This is a genomic window from Priestia sp. JNUCC 25, assembly GCF_053667915.1.
In genome coordinates this window covers 4,042,649-4,059,569 of record NZ_CM132211.1, presented here as the reverse complement: position 1 = coordinate 4,059,569, position 16,921 = coordinate 4,042,649, and the positions used below count along the sequence as shown (strand labels likewise).

18 protein-coding genes are annotated in these 16,921 nt (G+C 39.9%); 17 read left to right on the top strand and 1 reads right to left on the bottom strand.

The features are described from left to right. Positions 1 to 25: 25 nt before the first annotated feature. The 15 genes from JNUCC25_RS21315 (at position 26) to spoVM (ending at position 14,144) form a co-directional block, all read left to right on the top strand. Positions 26 to 286, top strand: coding sequence for a DUF370 domain-containing protein (locus JNUCC25_RS21315; RefSeq protein WP_013084831.1), 261 nt, complete (start codon positions 26 to 28; stop codon positions 284 to 286). Between the two features lie 13 nt (positions 287 to 299). Beyond that, positions 300 to 914, top strand: a complete 615-nt coding sequence (gene gmk, locus JNUCC25_RS21310) for a guanylate kinase (protein WP_013058927.1) — start codon at positions 300 to 302, stop codon at positions 912 to 914. Positions 915 to 916: 2 nt separating this feature from the next. Further along, complete coding sequence (gene rpoZ / locus JNUCC25_RS21305) at positions 917 to 1,138, top strand: DNA-directed RNA polymerase subunit omega (RefSeq protein ID WP_013058926.1); 222 nt, start codon at positions 917 to 919, stop codon at positions 1,136 to 1,138. Between the two features lie 180 nt (positions 1,139 to 1,318). Continuing rightward, positions 1,319 to 2,536 carry a bifunctional phosphopantothenoylcysteine decarboxylase/phosphopantothenate--cysteine ligase CoaBC gene (gene coaBC, locus JNUCC25_RS21300; RefSeq protein WP_029320530.1) on the top strand — a complete coding sequence of 406 codons (1,218 nt, stop codon included), beginning with the start codon at positions 1,319 to 1,321 and terminating at the stop codon, positions 2,534 to 2,536. Next, the gene (gene priA, locus JNUCC25_RS21295; protein ID WP_013058924.1) at positions 2,533 to 4,947 is read left to right on the top strand and encodes a primosomal protein N'; all 2,415 of its coding nucleotides are present in this window, start codon (positions 2,533 to 2,535) and stop codon (positions 4,945 to 4,947) included. The genes coaBC and priA overlap by 4 nt, the downstream gene beginning before the upstream one ends. A gap of 70 nt (positions 4,948 to 5,017) precedes the next feature. Continuing rightward, positions 5,018 to 5,491, top strand: coding sequence for a peptide deformylase (def, locus tag JNUCC25_RS21290; RefSeq protein ID WP_013084828.1), 474 nt, complete (start codon positions 5,018 to 5,020; stop codon positions 5,489 to 5,491). A gap of 10 nt (positions 5,492 to 5,501) precedes the next feature. Continuing rightward, positions 5,502 to 6,440 (top strand): methionyl-tRNA formyltransferase, encoded by a 939-nt coding sequence (gene fmt / locus JNUCC25_RS21285; protein WP_029320535.1) that lies wholly within the window; start codon positions 5,502 to 5,504, stop codon positions 6,438 to 6,440. Next, complete coding sequence (gene rsmB / locus JNUCC25_RS21280; RefSeq protein WP_029320537.1) at positions 6,433 to 7,773, top strand: 16S rRNA (cytosine(967)-C(5))-methyltransferase RsmB; 1,341 nt, start codon at positions 6,433 to 6,435, stop codon at positions 7,771 to 7,773. Before fmt ends, rsmB begins: the two co-directional genes overlap by 8 nt. 2 nt (positions 7,774 to 7,775) lie before the next feature. Then, complete coding sequence (gene rlmN, locus JNUCC25_RS21275) at positions 7,776 to 8,867, top strand: 23S rRNA (adenine(2503)-C(2))-methyltransferase RlmN (RefSeq protein ID WP_013058920.1); 1,092 nt, start codon at positions 7,776 to 7,778, stop codon at positions 8,865 to 8,867. A 4-nt stretch (positions 8,868 to 8,871) separates the two neighbouring features. Next, on the top strand, positions 8,872 to 9,615 hold the full coding sequence (locus JNUCC25_RS21270; RefSeq protein ID WP_013058919.1) for a Stp1/IreP family PP2C-type Ser/Thr phosphatase: 744 nt from the start codon (positions 8,872 to 8,874) through the stop codon (positions 9,613 to 9,615). 5 nt (positions 9,616 to 9,620) lie between these two features. Then, entirely contained in the window at positions 9,621 to 11,666 is a 2,046-nt protein-coding gene (gene pknB, locus JNUCC25_RS21265) for a Stk1 family PASTA domain-containing Ser/Thr kinase (RefSeq protein ID WP_028410789.1), read from the top strand. A gap of 13 nt (positions 11,667 to 11,679) precedes the next feature. Then, positions 11,680 to 12,561 carry a ribosome small subunit-dependent GTPase A gene (rsgA, locus tag JNUCC25_RS21260; RefSeq protein ID WP_013058917.1) on the top strand — a complete coding sequence of 294 codons (882 nt, stop codon included), beginning with the start codon at positions 11,680 to 11,682 and terminating at the stop codon, positions 12,559 to 12,561. Positions 12,562 to 12,563: 2 nt separating this feature from the next. Then, positions 12,564 to 13,220 (top strand): ribulose-phosphate 3-epimerase, encoded by a 657-nt coding sequence (gene rpe, locus JNUCC25_RS21255; RefSeq protein ID WP_013058916.1) that lies wholly within the window; start codon positions 12,564 to 12,566, stop codon positions 13,218 to 13,220. A gap of 116 nt (positions 13,221 to 13,336) precedes the next feature. Beyond that, positions 13,337 to 13,984 carry a thiamine diphosphokinase gene (locus tag JNUCC25_RS21250; protein ID WP_013058915.1) on the top strand — a complete coding sequence of 216 codons (648 nt, stop codon included), beginning with the start codon at positions 13,337 to 13,339 and terminating at the stop codon, positions 13,982 to 13,984. Between the two features lie 79 nt (positions 13,985 to 14,063). After that, positions 14,064 to 14,144, top strand: a complete 81-nt coding sequence (gene spoVM / locus JNUCC25_RS21245) for a stage V sporulation protein SpoVM (protein ID WP_016765421.1) — start codon at positions 14,064 to 14,066, stop codon at positions 14,142 to 14,144. 57 nt (positions 14,145 to 14,201) lie between these two features. Here spoVM and rpmB read toward each other — a convergent pair whose 3' ends face one another. Then, positions 14,202 to 14,390 (bottom strand): 50S ribosomal protein L28, encoded by a 189-nt coding sequence (gene rpmB, locus JNUCC25_RS21240; RefSeq protein WP_013058914.1) that lies wholly within the window; start codon positions 14,388 to 14,390, stop codon positions 14,202 to 14,204. 314 nt (positions 14,391 to 14,704) lie between these two features. Here rpmB and JNUCC25_RS21235 point away from each other — a divergent pair, with 314 nt between their 5' ends. Further along, on the top strand, positions 14,705 to 15,067 hold the full coding sequence (locus JNUCC25_RS21235; RefSeq protein ID WP_013058913.1) for an Asp23/Gls24 family envelope stress response protein: 363 nt from the start codon (positions 14,705 to 14,707) through the stop codon (positions 15,065 to 15,067). Positions 15,068 to 15,083: 16 nt separating this feature from the next. Next, positions 15,084 to 16,751, top strand: a complete 1,668-nt coding sequence (locus JNUCC25_RS21230) for a DAK2 domain-containing protein (protein ID WP_029320552.1) — start codon at positions 15,084 to 15,086, stop codon at positions 16,749 to 16,751. Positions 16,752 to 16,921 lie beyond the last annotated feature (170 nt).

Below are 16,921 nucleotides of genomic sequence, written 5' to 3'. Positions count from 1 at the left end.
ATATTGGTATAGCAGGAGGCTTCTTATGAGCGGTAAATTAGTGAACGTTGGATTTGGAAATTTTATTTCTTCTAATCGTATAATCTCTGTCGTTCATCCTGAATCAGCTCCAATCAAACGCATTATTCAAGATGCAAAAGATCGAGGCTCTTTAATAGATGCAACGCAAGGACGTAAAACACGATCTGTTATTGTTATGGATAGCGATCATGTTATTTTAGCTCCTGTACAGCCAGAAACTGTGTCACAGCGACTTATAAACAAAGAAGAATTATTAGAAGGGTAGGTCACTTGAACCGATGATTGAAAGAGGTTTATTAATTGTTCTTTCCGGACCATCAGGTGTTGGAAAAGGAACGGTACGAAAAGCATTGTTTGAGCAAGAAGACATTAAATTGCAGTATTCTATCTCTGCAACAACAAGAAAGCCCCGCGAAGGTGAAGTAGACGGTGTTGACTATTTCTTCAAACCACGCGAAGAGTTTGAGCGCATGATTGAAAACAAGAAATTATTAGAGTGGGCTGAATACGTAGGTAACTACTACGGTACCCCGGTTGATTATGTAGAACAAACGTTATCTGAAGGAAAAGACGTATTTCTAGAAATTGAAGTGCAAGGTGCTCTTCAAGTGAAAGAAGCGTTTCCAGAAGGTTTGTTCATCTTCTTGGCACCGCCGAGTTTGTCAGAGCTTAAAAGTCGTATCGTAAACCGCGGTACTGAAACAGAAGATTTAATCAATAACCGTATGCGCGTGGCAAAAGAAGAAATTGAACTTATGGACGCCTACGATTATGTTGTAGAAAATGACAAAGTAGAAAATGCTTGTGCTCGCATCCGTGCTATCGTAACGGCTGAACACTGCCGTCGTGATCGTATTTCTGCGCGCTATAAAAGAATGCTGGAGGTAGAATAAACATGCTTTATCCATCAATTGATTCCCTAATGGAAAAATTAGATTCTAAGTACACGCTTGTGACAGTAGCTGCAAAACGTGCACGTCAATTACAGCTTCACAATGATACGCCGATTGAAAAGCCGGTTTCTTATAAGTTTGTAGGCTGTGCTTTAGAAGAAATTAATGCTGAACAATTAAGCTATAAGCAAGGTGTAGCAGAAGAAGATTCTAAACATCAGTAAGTGAAAAAATAACAACCTACTTTATAGGTTGTTATTTTTTTGGTGCTTTTATCTGTGTTCAAGCAGGATAGTGAATGTCTCACTACAAAAATGGTATAATAATTAAATTGAAAAGCTTTAGATAGTTACCCGAGTAAACAAGCGGATGCTGGTTGAGCGGGATAAATAGATGGGGGCATAATGATGAAGGGAAAACGAATTTTATTATGTGTTAGCGGCGGAATCGCCGTATATAAAGCTGCAGCTTTAACAAGTAAATTAGTACAAGCGGGAGCGGAAGTTAAAGTAATGATGACTGCTTCAGCATGCGAGTTCGTAACGCCGCTTACGTTTCAAGCTCTGTCTCGAAACCCAGTTTATACAGATACGTTTGATGAAAAAGATCCATCTGTGATTGCACATATTGATTTAGCAGATTGGCCTGATTTAATTTTAGTAGCTCCTGCTACGGCAAATATGATAGGGAAAATAGCAAATGGTCTTGCAGATGATATGATTTCCACAACGCTGCTGGCTGCTACTGCACCTGTGTGGATTGCACCTGCAATGAATGTTCATATGTACGATCATCCAGCTGTTAAAAAAAATATGAGCACTCTTTCATCATTTGGTTACTCTTTTGTAGAACCTGGAGAAGGGTATTTGGCATGCGGTTATGTAGGAAAAGGTCGTCTTGAAGAGCCAGAAACAATTGTTTCACTAATCGGATCTTATTTTTCACAAGCATCACATATACAAAAGATCCTTGAAGGTGTTAATGTATTGGTTACAGCAGGACCTACGGTAGAACGCATTGATCCCGTCCGATTTTTTACCAATCGCTCTACTGGGAAAATGGGCTATGCCCTTGCAGAACAAGCTGCTAAATTAGGCGCATCCGTAACACTTGTAACGGGACCGACGAATTTAGAGTATCCAAAAGGAGTGCAGGTTGTTCAAATTGAAAGTGCACAGCAGATGCTTGAAGCTGTTATGCAGCGTTATCATGAAGCAGATGTTGTCATTAAATCAGCCGCAGTGGCAGATTACCGACCAAAGCATGTGTTTGATCAAAAGATGAAAAAGCAGCCTGGTGAAGCAGTACTAGAGCTAGAGAGAACAACAGATATTTTACGCACGCTTGGAGAGCGAAAAGAACACCAGCTTTTAGTCGGCTTTGCAGCAGAAACAGAACAAGTGGATGAATATGCACAAAAGAAACTTGCATCTAAAAACTTGGATATGATTGTAGCCAATAACGTGACGACAGAAGGAGCAGGTTTTGGGACGGACACAAATATTGTAACGCTCTATAAGCGAAGCGGAGAGTCTAAAGAACTTCCCATTCTTTCAAAACACGATGTAGCTACCGAGGTGTTAAAAGAAGTGAAGGAAATGTTAGAAGGGCTGAAAAAATGAGTGTAGCTAGTGTAATTGTGGACGTGGCTGCTAAGCAAACAGATCGAGCTTTTGACTACGCTATTCCCGACAAATGGAAAGGAATTATTGTTCCGGGTATGCGAGTTGTCGTTCCGTTTGGTCCTAGAAAAGTTCAAGGGTTTGTGGTGGCTCTTAAAGAAGAGGCTGAAGTTAAGCGTGTTAAACCAATCGCTGACCTGCTTGATTTAACGCCGGTTCTGACTCCCGAACTGTTAGAGATTGGGCACTGGCTAACGGAAAAAACGCTTTGTTTTATGATATCGGCTTTTCAAGTTATGCTGCCTGCGGCGATGAAAGCAAAATATGATAAAGAACTGTCACTCCTTTCAAAAGAGGCACACGAACAGCTTCATGAGCAAGTAAAGCCGTTTTTTCAGTCAAGATCCTCGCTGAAGTGGAGTGAAGTAGAAAAAACAGCCGCTGCTCCTGCTTTTCACCGTGATATTCAAAAAGGTCTAATTGAAGTCGTCTACGTCGTTAAAAACAAAGGAAACAAAAAAACGGCAAAAGGCGTAAAACTGAATCAAAGCCTTGAAGAAATTCAGCAGTTTATGAGCGAGTTAAATAAGCAGGCAGAAAAGCAAAAACAAGTGCTGTCTTTTATGCTGAATCGAAATGAAGAAGTAGCCATAAAAGAAATAGCGGAAGATTTGCAGATTACCTCCGCTCCTATAAAAGCGCTGATTAACAAAGGACTCTTGGCGGAAACGGAAATTGAAATATACCGTGATCCTTATCAAGATCGATACTTTAAACCATCACAGCCATTTCAATTGACCGATGAACAAGCTGAGGCAATCGCACCGATTCTGCATGACATCGAAGAAAATCTTCACGATGTGTTTTTAATGTACGGAGTAACCGGAAGCGGAAAAACAGAAGTGTATCTCCAATCAATTGATCAAGTGCTAAAAAAAGGGAAAGAAGCGATTATGCTTGTTCCGGAGATTTCACTTACCCCTCAGATGGTCAAGCGTTTTAAAGAGCGATTCGGCTCAAAAGTTGCTGTGCTCCATAGCGGCTTGTCTACTGGAGAAAAATACGATGAATGGCGAAAAATTCAGCGAAAAGAAGTATCCGTTGTAGTAGGGGCCCGCTCTGCTGTATTTGCGCCATTTGAAAATTTGGGCCTTCTTATTATCGATGAAGAACATGAGACGAGTTACAAACAAGAAGAAAACCCCCGTTATCATGCTAGAGATGTAGCCATTTACCGAGGGCAGCATCATCAGTGTCCAGTCATTTTAGGAAGTGCAACCCCAACGCTTGAGTCCTTTGCAAGAGCGCAAAAAGGTGTGTATAAGCTACTGACGTTAAAGCAAAGAATGAATAAGTCATCAATGCCGTCGGTGGATATCGTTGATATGAGAGAAGAGCTTCGCAGCGGCAATCGCTCTATGTTTTCAACTATGCTGTTTGAAAAGATGAAAGACCGTTTGGAAAAAGGGGAGCAAATCGTTTTATTTTTAAATAAAAGAGGTCATTCTTCTTTTGTTATGTGCAGAGACTGCGGTTACGTTCCGACATGTGAGCACTGTGAAATTTCACTAACGTATCACCGCTATCAAAATAAATTAAAATGCCATTACTGCGGACACGAAGAACATGTCCACACTGATTGCCCAGAATGCCACAGTGAACATATCCGCTTTTTCGGATCTGGTACACAAAAAGTGGAAGAAGAATTAACAAAAGTGCTGCCCGAGGCTAGGGTCGTTCGAATGGATGTTGATACGACAAGCCGAAAAGGCGCGCATGAAAAGCTCCTGAATAAGTTTGCAAGTGGAGAAGCGCAAATTTTATTAGGGACGCAGATGATTGCGAAAGGACTCGACTTTCCAAACGTCACGCTTGTAGGCGTTTTAACAGCAGATACGATGCTGAATTTACCTGACTTTCGTGCATCTGAAAAAACGTTTCAGCTTTTAACACAAGTAAGCGGAAGAGCAGGACGCCACAAACTTCCAGGAGAAGTAGTGATTCAAACGTACACGCCTGAACACTACAGCATTCAACTTGCGAGTCAGCATGATTACGATGCGTTTTATAAGCAGGAGATGGAAATTCGTAAAATGCATAAATATCCGCCTTTCTTTTACTTGGCGCTTGTAACGGTATCTCATGAAAATATTGCAAAAGTGGTGTCTGTTACAGACAAAATTTCGCAGTATCTGAGTCAGAAACTTTCGCCGCAAACAACGATCTTAGGGCCAGTCGCATCTCCGATTGCTAAGATAAAAGATAGATATCGCTATCAATGCATGTTAAAATACAAGCTGGAACCAAGCCTGATTCCGCTGTTGAAATATATATTAGAACGTTATCAAGCGGAAATGCAGAAGGAGAATTTAACGATCACTATTGATTTGAATCCATACTCGATGATGTAACTAGTCGTCTTGATGGCGTTAAAGAAGAAGCTTTTTGGATATAAATAGAAAGAATAAAGGAGGTGCCTATTTGGCTAAGCTTAAGCTTGTTTACCATCCTAATGAAGTACTTGAACAAGAATGTGAAGTCGTTAAAAACTTTGATAATAAATTAGCGAAATTACTAAACGGCATGTATGATTTAATGCTTGAAGCAGACGGTGTGGGTCTAGCTGCTCCTCAGGTAGGAGTTCTGCAGCAAGTGGCAGTGGTAGACGTGGATGACCGACACGGTAAAATTGAGTTAATTAATCCGGTAATTATTGAGCAACGAGGCGAACAAATCGGTCCAGAAGGCTGCCTAAGTTTTCCGGGCCTTTTTGGTGACGTGGCTCGAGCTGATTATGTGAAAGTACGTGCGCAAAACCGTAAAGGAAAACCTTATTTTATAGAAGCAAAAGGTTTTTTAGCACGAGCAATTCAGCATGAAATTGATCATTTACACGGTGTATTGTTCACGGAAAAAGTAACAAAGTATTACGAAGAGGATGAACTAGAAGGGTAGGTTTTACACGATGAAAGTCGTATTTATGGGAACGCCGGATTTTTCAGTGCCGGTTTTACAAACATTACTTAAAGATGGATATGAAGTGGTCGCAGTGGTTACACAGCCGGACCGACCAAAAGGACGCAAGCGCGTATTAACACCTCCTCCTGTAAAAGTTGAGGCGTTAAAGCATGAAATACCTGTACTGCAGCCAGAAAAGATTCGTTTAGAAGAAGAATATCAGCAAGTGTTAGCGTATGAGCCTGACCTAATTGTAACAGCGGCTTTTGGTCAAATTTTACCAACCCCTATTTTAGAAGCGCCTAAATACGGCTGTATTAACGTGCATGCTTCTCTGTTACCTGAACTGCGCGGAGGCGCGCCGATTCATTATTCAATTCTACAAGGTAAGCCGAAAACTGGTGTTACAATTATGTATATGGTAGAAAAATTAGATGCAGGTGATATCTTAACACAGGTAGAAGTTCCGATTGAAGAACGTGATCACGTTGGCACACTTCATGATAAACTCAGCGCTGCTGGTGCAAAATTGCTTTCAAAAACCATTCCTTCTCTTGTAAAAGGTGAAATTACGCCGGTTAAACAAAACGATGACGAAGCGACATTTGCTTCTAACATTAAGCGTGAACAAGAGAAAATTGATTGGGCCCGTACAGGAGAAGAAATTTATAACCATATCCGCGGACTTCACCCTTGGCCCGTTGCTTATACAACAGCAGACGGTCAGGTCATGAAAATTTGGTGGGGAGAGAAAGTATCCGCATCAGGCAAACCGGGTACCGTTTTATCACTTGAAGAGGATGGATTTATAGTAGCAACTGGAAATGAAACAGCTATTAAAGTGACGGAACTTCAGCCGGCTGGAAAAAAACGTATGGATGCAGCGCAGTATTTACGAGGTACATCCGTTGAAGTCGGAACAGTATTAGGGGATGTCAATGAGTAAGTACAACGTTCGAGACATAGCTTTAGATATTTTACTAGCTATTGAAAAAAATCAGGCATTCAGCAATCTATTGTTAAATAACAGCATACAAAAACGGGGTATTCAAGGAAAAGATGCAGGACTGTTAACGGAAATTGTGTATGGAACGATTCAAAGACGTGATACGTTAGATTACGGGTTAGCGCCTTTCTTGAAAAATCCAAAAAAGCTTCAGCCTTGGGTGCGAGTGCTGCTTCGTTTATCTCTTTACCAAATGGTATATTTAGACCGGGTGCCGGACCGGGCAATCCTTCATGAAGCAGTAGAAATTGCCAAAAAACGCGGTCACAAAGGAATTGCCTCAATGGTAAACGGCGTTTTACGAAATATTCAGCGCAGCGGCACGCCTTCTTTAGAAGAAATACAAAATCCTGTGGAGCGCTTGGCGATTGAAACGAGTCATCCATTGTGGCTTGTAAAACGCTGGGTGGAACAATATGGATTGGACAAAACACGCGGAATCTGTTTAGCTAATTTAATGGCCCCCAAACAAACAATCCGAGTAAACAGTGCACGCTTTACGCAAAATGAAGTAAAAGAAGCGCTTGAAAAAGAAGGGATTGTTGTAGAACCGGGCCATTTTGTAGAAGAAGCGCTAGAAGTTCAAAAAGGAAATGCAGCTCATACACAAGCATTTCGTGAAGGAATGTTTACCGTTCAAGATGAAAGCTCTATGTTAGTGGCTCATGCGCTCGGTGCAGAGGCAGAAGAGCTAATTTTAGATAGCTGTGCTGCACCGGGAGGAAAATCAACTCATATTGCAGAGCAGCTTAAAAACAGTGGTAAGGTTATTTCTTTGGACATTCATGACCATAAAGTAAAGCTGATTGCCCAGCAGGCAGAGCGTCTGCATCTTACCAATATTGAGCCGACGGTTCAAGACAGCCGAAAAGCGGGCGAACAGTTTGATAAAGAAATGTTTGACCGCATCTTAGTAGATGCCCCATGCTCAGGTTTTGGTGTAATGAGACGAAAACCTGATTTGAAATATACAAAAACTGAGCAAGATGTAAAGCAGCTGGCGCGTATTCAACAAGATATTTTAAATGCGGTTGCGCCTTTATTAAAAAAAGGTGGGACCCTTGTATATAGTACATGTACAATTGACCGAGATGAAAATGGGGATGTTGTAGCAGCATTTTTAACAGATCATGCTGATTTCCAAAAAGATGAAACACTTGCTGCACGGATGCCGCAAAAGCTTAAACAAAACGTAAAACATGGTGAAATTCAATTGCTGCCAGATGCACAAAGCGATGGATTTTATATTGCATGTTTACAGAAGAAGGTGTAAAAATGGAAGAAGTAGCTAAAAGAAAAGCAAAAGCAGAAGAAAAACCGCAAAAACCATCTATTTATTCATTAGAAATGCACGACCTAGAAAATTGGTTAGTAGAACACGGAGATAAGAAGTTCCGTGCTAAACAAATTTTTGACTGGTTATATGTTAAACGCGTAACGGACTTTGACGATATGTCAAACTTATCTAAAGGATTACGTGAACAATTAAAAGACAAATTTGCATTAACGACATTAAAAACAGTTGTTCAGCAAACGTCTGGGGACGGCACGATGAAGTTTTTATTCGAACTCCATGACGGTTATACGATTGAAACAGTGCTTATGCGTCATGAATACGGAAATTCTGTCTGCGTAACGACTCAAGTTGGCTGTCGCATCGGCTGTACGTTCTGTGCGTCTACTCTTGGAGGTTTAAAGCGTAATTTAGAAGCTGGAGAAATCGTAGCGCAAGTAGTAAAAGTACAAAAAGCGCTAGATGAACAAGGAGAACGCGTGAGCTCTGTCGTAATTATGGGTATTGGGGAGCCGTTTGATAACTATGATGAAATGATGCGCTTCTTAAAAACAATTAACAGTGATGATGGATTAAATATTGGTGCACGTCATATCACAGTATCGACAAGTGGAATCATTCCGAAAATCTATAAGTTTGCTGATGAAAAAATGCAAATCAATTTTGCAATTTCACTTCACGCTCCAAACAATGACATCCGCTCACGCTTAATGCCAATTAACCGTGCGTACAAACTTCCTGATTTGATGGAAGCTATTAAATATTATACGGATAAAACGGGAAGACGTATTAGCTTTGAGTATGGTCTATTCGGAGGAGTAAACGATCAAGTAGAGCATGCCGAGGAATTAGCGGATTTGATTAAAGACGTTAAATGTCACGTGAACTTGATTCCGGTAAACTATGTGCCTGAGCGTGATTATGTTCGTACACCGCGTGAACAGATTTTTGCATTTGAACGTACACTTAAAAAGCGTGGCGTTAACGTGACTATTCGTCGTGAGCAAGGTCATGATATCGATGCAGCTTGTGGCCAATTACGTGCGAAGGAGCGTAAAGAAGAGACGAGGTGATTGTATGGCAACTGTCTTCATGACAGACCGAGGGAGAGTTAGACAACACAATGAAGATAACGGAGGGGTATTTTTGAACCAACACAATCAGCTGCTTGCAATTGTGGCTGATGGTATGGGAGGTCATCGAGCTGGCGACGTCGCCAGTGAGATGGCGGTTCAAAAATTGCAAATAGCGTGGGAAGAAGCGGACAAAGTAACGTCTCCTGATGAGGCAACGCAGTGGATTCGTACGCATGTTTCGCAAATTAATCAAGATATTTATCAGTATGCTCAGGAGCATGAAGAGTGTAAAGGTATGGGTACAACAGTTGTACTTGCTCTATGCGCCGATACGTTTTGTGCGATTGGTAATATAGGAGACAGCAGATGCTATATTTCAAATGAATATGGATTTCAACAAGTAACAGAAGATCATTCTCTTGTGAATGAACTCGTAAAAAATGGTCAAATCACAAAAGAAGATGCTGAGCATCATCCACGAAAAAATATCTTATTGCGAGCACTAGGTACCGAAGAAAATGTTAGTTTAGATGTAAAAACAATTGAAGTGGAAAAAGAAGATCGATTATTATTATGTTCAGATGGACTGACAAATAAGGTAACGGAACAAAAGCTGAACGAAACGTTATCAACAAGTTCATCACTTCACGAAAAGGGTACGAGCCTGATTCAATTAGCAAATGAGCTTGGTGGAGAAGACAATATTACACTTGCAATTGTGGACTTTACATCTGAAAGTGGGTGAGAGTGTTGCTAATAGGTAGACGGCTAAACGACCGTTATAAGGTATTGCAAGTAATTGGTGGAGGCGGAATGGCAAACGTCTATTTAGGTCGCGACATGATTTTGGATCGTGATGTGGCAATTAAAGTGCTTCGTTTAGACTTTGCAAGTGACGATGCGTTTATAAAGCGTTTCCATCGAGAAGCACAATCTGCTACGAGTATTGCTCATCCTAATATTGTCAGCATTTATGATGTTGGAGAAGAAGAAGATATTTACTATATCATCATGGAATATGTACCGGGTATGACATTAAAGCAATACATTCTGCAAGAATCACCACTATCTCTTGATAAAGCCATACATATTATGACGCAGATTACATCAGCTATTGCCCATGCTCATCAGTACGGAATTATTCACCGGGATATTAAGCCTCAAAATATTTTAATTGATCATGATGATACCATTAAAGTTACTGACTTCGGCATTGCCGTAGCACTAAGTTCTACAACCATTACGCATACTAATTCTGTTTTGGGCTCTGTTCATTATTTATCTCCTGAACAGGCAAGGGGAGGGCTTGCGAATAAGCGGTCTGATATTTATTCGCTTGGCATCGTCCTATTTGAATTGCTAACGGGTCGAGTCCCTTTTTCTGGGGAATCGGCTGTGTCAATTGCATTAAAACATTTACAGACAGAAACACCTTCTCCAAAAAGATGGAATCCATCTATCCCTCAAAGCGTGGAGAATGTTGTATTAAAAGCAACAACTAAAGATCCATTTTACCGATACAGTTCCGTCGAAGAACTCGAAGCGGATTTACAGTCTGCTGTTCATCCAAATCGTTATAATGAACAAAGGTTTACGGTGCCTGATGATGAAGAAGTGACAAAAGCCATTCCAGTTATTAAGGAGGATTTTGTTGAATCCGAAGAAACGCACGTACCTGTGAGAAAACCACCTCACTTAGAGCGGGAAGAACAAGAGGAAGAAGAGTTAAAGCCGAAGAAAAAAAAGAAGAAAAAGAAAAAAGGCAAAAGCAAGCTGATTGTAACGCTTGTTTTAATTTTTTTGCTACTGGCAGCTGCTAGTGTAGCCGCTGTTACATTTATTCCGGCTTTATTACTGCCAAAAGACGTAAAGGTTCCTGATTTACATAATCAAGATTATGAATCAGCAGTAACCGATTTAGTTTCTTTAGGCTTTAAAGTCAAGAATCCTAAAGATATATCCGATAATGAGGTGGAAGAAGGCGACGTGGTTAAAACGATGCCAGAAGCGGGAGACGTTATCAAAGAAGGATCTAATGTCATTATTTATCGAAGTACAGGAAAGAAAAAAGAAGCATTTAACCGGTACATTGGAAGAAGCTTTACGGAAGTAAAAAGTCTGTTAGAAAAGCAGAATTATAAAGATATCCAATCCATCGAAGTTGAAAGCACAGAACCGAAAGGCAATATTACAGATCAGACGCCTAAAGAAACCGAACAAGTCGTGCCGGAAGATACAACGGTTACGCTATGGGTAAGTAAGGGTCCGCCGAAGATTACATTAAAGGATTTCTCGGGCTGGACGGAAAAAAGCGTAAAAGATTATGCATCAGATGAAGATATTGAAGTGGACGTAAAAACAGCGTATTCCGACACTGTTGAAAAAGGTCTTGTGATGTCTCAAAAGCCTGCAGCGGAGCAGAGTATCGAGCAAGGTGATAAGCTCACCATTACAGTCTCAATGGGCAAGGAGCCAAAAGCTCCTCAAACGGTGTCAGTGGATGTGACTATTCCGTATAAAGAAGAGACTGACACCGAAGCAAGTACGGAACAAGGCGACGCAACGGAAACAGGCGATGCCACCGGAACAGAAGAGGAAAAGCCAAAGCCGCAAAAAGTACAAATTTATATCGAAGATGCAGATAACGATATGTCCGTTCCTGCTAAAGAACTAACGATTACTGAAACAACAAAAGAATCGTTCGATGTTTTAGTTGATGAAAATGAAAAAGCGTCTTATAAAATTGTCCGAGACGGGGAAGTTATTGAAGAAAAAGACGTTGAATATCCAGAGTGATAGGAGTGAGGTTATGCCAGAAGGAAGAATTATTAAATCCCTTAGCGGATTTTATTATGTTCTTCATGACGGACAAGTAACGCAATGTCGAGGACGAGGTGTTTTTCGTAAAAAGAAGGTAACGCCTTTAGTCGGTGACAATGTAGTATTTCAGGCGGAAAATAAGCTTGAAGGATATATACTTGAAATTAAAGAACGTAAAAATGAATTAGTTCGTCCCCCTATTTCAAATGTTGATCAGGCGCTGCTTGTTTTTTCAGCGATTGAACCTGATTTTAGCACAATGCTTCTTGACCGATTTTTAGTGTTAGTGGAGTCTAATCATATTGAACCTATTATTTGTATTTCAAAAGTAGATCTTTTATCACAGCAGCAAAAGCAAGAAATCGAGCAATATGCCGAAGAATATCGTAAAATAGGATATGAGGTCATTTTAACGTCGACAGTCACAGAAAAAGGCATGGAACAAATTCAGCCGTTATTTGAAGATCGCGTAACGGTTATTGCGGGACAGTCAGGTGTAGGTAAATCTTCACTGTTAAATACACTTAAACCAGAGCTTGAATTAAAGACAAATGATATTTCAATGTCACTTGGAAGAGGAAAGCATACAACACGTCATGTAGAACTGATTTCGTTTGGTGAAGGTTTAGTAGCCGATACGCCAGGCTTTAGCTCACTAGAATTTTTAACATTAGAAGTAGAAGAGTTAACCGATTGTTTTCCTGAAATGTCGCGTTTGAGTGAACAGTGTAAATTTCGAGGTTGTTTGCATGTGAAAGAACCAAAATGTGCGGTGAAAGAAGCATACGAACAAAAAGAAATTCCGAGTTATCGCTACGAACATTACTTGCAATTTATTGAGGAAATTAAGCAAAGAAAGCCGAGGTATTAAAAATGACAAAAATCGCACCTTCCATTTTATCTGCCAATTTTTCAAAGCTTGCTGAAGAAATTCGTGAAGTTGAAGCAGGTGGAGCAGACTACATCCATATAGACGTTATGGATGGCCATTTTGTTCCTAATATTACAATTGGACCGCTTATCGTTGAGGCTGTACGCCCTGTTACAACACTGCCATTAGATGTGCATTTAATGATTGAAAACCCAGATCAATACGTTCCAATGTTTGCAAAGGCAGGTGCTGATATTTTAACGGTACATGCTGAAGCGTGTACTCATTTGCACCGCACCATTCAATTAATTAAAGAGCACGGCATGAAAGCAGGCGTTGCTTTAAATCCTGCAACGCCAATTGACGTGGTAAAGCATATCTTAGAAGATATCGATCTTATTTTATTAATGACGGTGAACCCAGGCTTTGGAGGACAAAACTTTATTCCAAGTGTGTTGCCAAAAATTGAGCAAATCTCTCAGCTTATTGAAATTCGTCACCTTTCTATTGAAGTAGAGGTTGATGGAGGAATTAATGAAGAAACAGCAAGAAAATGTGTGGAAGCAGGAGCAAATGTCTTAGTGGCTGGCTCAGCTATTTATAACCAAGAAGATCGAGCTGGCGCAATTAGTCAAATTCGCACAACTGTTCAAGCCTAAGTAATAAAAGCTGCTGTGTACAACGAGTAGAACTTGTACACAGCAGCTTTTTCTTTTAGGATAAAGAAAACATATTTATTTCGTCCATTTTTTAATAGAAAAGGAGCATATACATAATGAAAATTCATATTCTAGCAGGGGGACCGGATGAACATATGCCACCCCTGCACCAATCAAATGATGTAAAGTGGGTAGGAGTAGACCGTGGCGTATTCCTTCTTCTTCAACAAGACATTTTGCCCGTAAAAGCATTCGGAGATTTTGATTCCATTACAAATGCGCAGCTTAAGCTAGTGAGAGAAGCATTACAAGATGTTGAATTGTATCCTGCAGAAAAAGATGCAACGGATTTGGAACTTGCTTTTGAGTGGGCAATAGGGCAAAAACCGGACAGTATTTGTATCTTTGGAGCAACAGGTGGAAGGCTTGACCACATGTTTGGAAGCATTCAGCTCCTGTACAAAGGGTTAAAAAAGAAAGCGAATGTACAAATGATTGACAATCAAAATATCATTCAATTGTTTGAACCAGGCACTTATCATGTTGATCGTTTAAAGGAGTTTCACTATATTTCATTCGTTCCTTTTGCAGGCGGTGTAAAAGAGCTTACGCTAGAAGGTTTCAAATATCCGCTCAATAAGCATGAAGTAGAACTCGGCTCAACTTTATGTATTAGCAATGAACTTATTCAACAAAGAGGTACTTTTTCATTTACAAAAGGCATATTAATGATGGTAAGAAGCAATGATAAACGTTGCTTGTGATGAAGTATGGAAAATGAGAGCAGGACATAGGGCTTTCTTTAAAAGGAGATAAAGTGTGGAGACGGTTAGGAGGGACAGTATGAAATTCTATACAATCAAACTTCCAAAGTTTTTAGGTGGCATCGTAAAGGTCATGCTTAATTCGTTCAAAAAAGATTAACAACGCCGGAATAATAAAAGAAGCACCATAAAATATGGTGCTTTTTCATTATAAAGATTAAACGCGTTGAACTTTACCAGACTTAAGGGCTCTAGCTGAAACGTACACACGTTTTGGTTTACCGTTCACTAAGATACGTACTTTTTGAACGTTAGCACCCCATTTACGCTTAGTAGCGTTCATTGCGTGAGAACGTGCGTTACCTGAACGAGCTTTTCTACCAGTTACTACACATTTGCGTGCCATGATTTTCCCTCCTAACACCAAAAAAACTACTCAATTCTGTTTTGAGAAATACTATATTAATTTATCACAGCCTTACAGAGAATGCAATAGTTCTGGAGAAAAGCTTTCAAGAAATTTTCCTTGACATATAAAATGAATCTATGTTCAATAATATAGAGAGTAGAAATAGGTATAACCTGGGCTATTACTTATTTTAAGATAAGTTGATACCTAATACTGTCATCTTTAAAAGGGACAAGCTGGACGCCTCTTTTAAAACGAGATTGATTATAGTAGAATATTTATAACCTATGAAAGTAGAAAGGGGAACGAGTATGTCCATCGAAATGAAAACGAAGTATGGTCAAATTGATATCTCTACAGATGTAATTGCCACAATTGCTGGAGGAGCAGCTGTTGATTGTTACGGGATTGTCGGAATGGCTTCAAAAAATCAGCTTAAAGATGGTCTTACAGAAATTCTTCGCAAAGAAAACTTTACACGAGGTATTGTGGTAAGACAAGAAGAGGATGACGTACATATCGACATGTACATTATCGTAAGCTATGGAACAAAAATTTCTGAAATTGCTCATAATGTGCAAACAAAAGTAAAATACACACTGGAACAAACGGTTGGTTTAACGGTTGATTCAGTAAATATTTATGTGCAGGGTGTTCGTGTAACGAACGTTTAATTAAGGAGGAAGATTCGTGTCAATGACAACGTTGGACGGAAAGCGGTTTAGAGAAATGGTGCTTCAAGGAGCCCAGCATCTATCTAACAATGCAGATTATGTAGATGCGCTGAACGTTTTTCCTGTACCAGATGGTGATACTGGAACAAATATGAACTTATCGATTACGTCTGGTGCTAAAGAAGTGAAAAATAAACTATCTGATCACATCGGCCAAGTGAGTCAAGCTTTGTCTAAGGGCTTATTGATGGGGGCGCGCGGTAATTCAGGAGTTATTTTATCTCAATTATTCCGCGGTTTTGCGAAATCGGTTGAGCAAAAGTCAGCGATTACAACAGTTGAGTTTGCTGAAGCTCTTGAGCTTGGGGTAGAAACTGCTTATAAAGCTGTTATGAAACCAATCGAAGGAACTATTTTAACAGTAGCTAAGGATACTGCTAAAAAAGCAGCGGCTGTTGCTAAAAAGCAATCTGATATGATTCTGTTCATGGAAGAAGTACTTAAGGAAGCTAATGCTTCGTTAAATCGCACGCCAGATCTTTTACCCGTGTTAAAAGAAGTAGGCGTAGTGGATAGCGGAGGTCAAGGGCTTGTTTTAATTTATGAAGGGTTTTTAGCTGAATTAAAAGGTGAAAAACTTCCGGGTGTACCCATGTCAGCTCCTTCGATGAATGAACTCGTAAATGCTGAGCATCATAAGCATGCGCAAAGCCATATGAATACAGAAGATATTGAATTTGGCTATTGTACAGAATTTATGGTAAGGCTGGAAGAGGATAAGCCTGCAGCTAAAACATTTTCTGAAGAAACGTTTCGTCAAGACTTAAGTAAATGGGGCGACTCATTGCTTGTAGTATCTGATGATGAAATCGTGAAAGTTCATATTCACGCTGAGCATCCTGGAGAAGTGTTAAACTACGGGCAGCAATATGGAAGTTTAATTAAAATGAAGATTGAAAACATGAGAGAACAGCATAGCAGCATTGTTTCAGGTGAAGAAAAGCCTGCAGTAAAAAATGCTGAAAAACAGCCCTTTGGCATTGTTACTGTGTCAATGGGAAAAGGAATTGCTGAATTGTTCAAGAGCCTTGGGGCAACGGTTGTCATTGAAGGCGGACAAACAATGAATCCAAGTACGGAGGATATTGTCAAAGCGATTGAAGAAACAAATGCTGAACAGGTACTGATTTTACCTAATAACGGAAATATTGTGATGGCTGCTAACCAAGCGGCTGCTGTTGCCGGCAGTCACGTTTCGGTTGTCCCGTCTAAAACGGTTCCTCAAGGAATGACAGCGCTGCTATCATTTAATCCTCAGCAAAGCTTAAAAGAAAACGAGGAAGTAATGACAGAAGCTCTACAGCACGTGAAAACAGGACAAGTAACGTATGCAGTTCGCGATACAAATATTGATGGTCTTGAATTAGCTAAAGGCGATTTTATGGGTATTGCCGAAAAGAAAATCGTCGTAAAAGATTCAGAGAAATTAGAAGCAGCGAAAAAGCTTTTGACTTATATGATTGATGACGAAGCGGAAATCCTTACGATTCTTCAAGGAGAGGATGTCTCAGATGATGAAGCTGAAGCGCTAACATCGTTTGTAGAAGAAACGTTTGAAGAAGTTGAGGTAGAGCTTCATAAAGGAGATCAACCTTTATATTCTTACATTTTTGCAATTGAATAACAAAAAAAGAAGCATCCCTCCTGAGGGGTGCTTCTTTTTTGTGTTTTTTAAGTTAAATACGAACTATTTTACTTTTAAATGTTGTAATTGTTCGGTATGTTAGGTATATTAGTTGAAAAGAACCCGTTTGTATGGTAGTTTTGAAAACTGATTGAGTCAAATGTGAAAGA

Bases quoted from the DNA above. Each gene is read 5' to 3' on its own strand.
- JNUCC25_RS21315 (WP_013084831.1), top strand. From the start codon at position 26: ATGAGCGGTAAATTAGTGAACGTTGGATTTGGAAATTTTATTTCTTCT.
- gmk (WP_013058927.1), top strand. From the start codon at position 300: ATGATTGAAAGAGGTTTATTAATTGTTCTTTCCGGACCATCAGGTGTT.
- rpoZ (WP_013058926.1), top strand. From the start codon at position 917: ATGCTTTATCCATCAATTGATTCCCTAATGGAAAAATTAGATTCTAAG.
- coaBC (WP_029320530.1), top strand. From the start codon at position 1,319: ATGATGAAGGGAAAACGAATTTTATTATGTGTTAGCGGCGGAATCGCC.
- priA (WP_013058924.1), top strand. From the start codon at position 2,533: ATGAGTGTAGCTAGTGTAATTGTGGACGTGGCTGCTAAGCAAACAGAT.
- fmt (WP_029320535.1), top strand. From the start codon at position 5,502: ATGAAAGTCGTATTTATGGGAACGCCGGATTTTTCAGTGCCGGTTTTA.
- rsmB (WP_029320537.1), top strand. From the start codon at position 6,433: ATGAGTAAGTACAACGTTCGAGACATAGCTTTAGATATTTTACTAGCT.
- rlmN (WP_013058920.1), top strand. From the start codon at position 7,776: ATGGAAGAAGTAGCTAAAAGAAAAGCAAAAGCAGAAGAAAAACCGCAA.
- JNUCC25_RS21270 (WP_013058919.1), top strand. From the start codon at position 8,872: ATGGCAACTGTCTTCATGACAGACCGAGGGAGAGTTAGACAACACAAT.
- rsgA (WP_013058917.1), top strand. From the start codon at position 11,680: ATGCCAGAAGGAAGAATTATTAAATCCCTTAGCGGATTTTATTATGTT.
- rpe (WP_013058916.1), top strand. From the start codon at position 12,564: ATGACAAAAATCGCACCTTCCATTTTATCTGCCAATTTTTCAAAGCTT.
- JNUCC25_RS21250 (WP_013058915.1), top strand. From the start codon at position 13,337: ATGAAAATTCATATTCTAGCAGGGGGACCGGATGAACATATGCCACCC.
- spoVM (WP_016765421.1), top strand. From the start codon at position 14,064: ATGAAATTCTATACAATCAAACTTCCAAAGTTTTTAGGTGGCATCGTA.
- rpmB (WP_013058914.1), bottom strand. From the start codon at position 14,390: ATGGCACGCAAATGTGTAGTAACTGGTAGAAAAGCTCGTTCAGGTAAC.
- JNUCC25_RS21235 (WP_013058913.1), top strand. From the start codon at position 14,705: ATGTCCATCGAAATGAAAACGAAGTATGGTCAAATTGATATCTCTACA.